Below are 1,422 nucleotides of genomic sequence, written 5' to 3' on the forward strand. Positions count from 1 at the left end.
TGGGTGTGGTAGACTTCACCTAAAAGGTGCTCCTCTCTTTGGGTGTAGTGTTCTCGACAAACACCATTCTACCAAAGATTTGGGCACTTTTTTATGTTTTCAATGAACGGTACTTTCGAAATTTAGGGTCAGTTTTATTGCAGCTACCCTGAAAATTGAACGTACCTATCTGTTCAAGTTATTCAAAGAATATGTAACGGTTAGTCCGCAGCAGTATTTGATCCAGTATCGATTGAATAAGGCAACAGAATTACTGCGAAAAACAAGTTATTCGGTTGAAGATATAGCATACTTGGTTGGATTTAATAGCTTATCGCATTTCTCAAATTCTTTCTCCAGCCACAAGAAAATGTCTCCACAAAAATATCGATCACAATTTCAAAAAAGTACAACAATTGTTAAAAATAAAAAAGCAGTCACCGATTCGACTACCAGCGACTGATCATTATAGAGCGCGCCTCCGAGGTATTTTTTACTAATATTTATCAATATCTGATGTAATCAGAACGCTGATAGTACAAAAAATGAAAAAAGAAGCTTATTAAATAAAGACGGGAGGGACATCATGCTACATATTTACTATAAACTCTTGTAGACCACCATAACACAATTACTGTTAAAGGAATAATAATAAAGAAAGCTAACCAGACTTGCTGATGAGCAATAACACCTTCCGCTAATATTCGTGATGCTTCTACCACATAATACATCGGATTAAAATGTGCAACAATTTGAAGCCAATTTGGTCCTAGGGAGATAGGGAGTAATACCCCTGAAAGTAACATAATAGGTAACTGGAAGCTGGTGACAATAGCCGCTAAACTTCCTATATCCTTCAATATCAATCCTAAACTACCTGATATGGCTGAAACTATAACGGTCAACAAAGATTGAAGAACTATTAAAACCAATGTACCTCCCCAGTGCGGTTGAAAGCCAAAAAAAGACGCCACAATAATTACTAAAAGAGCAGGTACGATAAACATAACAGTGTCTCTAAGTACAGAACCCATAAGTAGTGAAAATCTACGAGTCGGAGTAACGCGAAGACGTTCGATCACACCACTTTGTAGTTCAAATATAACACCCCAACCAGCTCCCACTCCTGAACCAAAAGCGATAAGAGCTAACAAACCGGGTAAAAAAATATCAAGTACTTCACCAGATCCAAATATAGGTGAATTCAAATTTTTTAATAGAGGAAAAAATAATGCAAGATATAAGAGTGGCGTTGATAAACCAGCTATGACCCAACTTGGTTCCCGTAATGTTTCTAACATCTTTCGCGTAAAAAGTAATCCTAAATTTCGAAAGTACCGTTCATTGAAAACATAAAAAAGTGCCCAAATCTTTGGTAGAATGGTGTTTGTCGAGAACACTACACCCAAAGAGAGGAGCACCTTTTAGGTGAAGTCTACCACA

The 1,422-nt window shown here is 37.0% G+C and carries 2 protein-coding genes; one reads left to right on the forward strand and one right to left on the reverse strand.

Going from position 1 to position 1,422, the window contains the following annotated elements; genetic code table 11:
- Window positions 1-148 precede the first annotated feature (148 nt).
- On the forward strand, window positions 149-442 hold the full coding sequence (locus LQ229_RS26905) for an AraC family transcriptional regulator (protein ID WP_290370085.1): 294 nt from the start codon (window positions 149-151) through the stop codon (window positions 440-442).
- A 121-nt stretch (window positions 443-563) separates the two neighbouring features.
- Here LQ229_RS26905 and LQ229_RS26910 read toward each other — a convergent pair whose 3' ends face one another.
- Window positions 564-1,361, reverse strand: a complete 798-nt coding sequence (locus tag LQ229_RS26910) for an ABC transporter permease (protein ID WP_356712230.1) — start codon at window positions 1,359-1,361, stop codon at window positions 564-566.
- Window positions 1,362-1,422 lie beyond the last annotated feature (61 nt).

This window comes from Paenibacillus sp. CECT 9249 (assembly GCF_918697855.1).
Classification (GTDB): Bacteria; Bacillota; Bacilli; order Paenibacillales; family Paenibacillaceae; genus MSJ-34.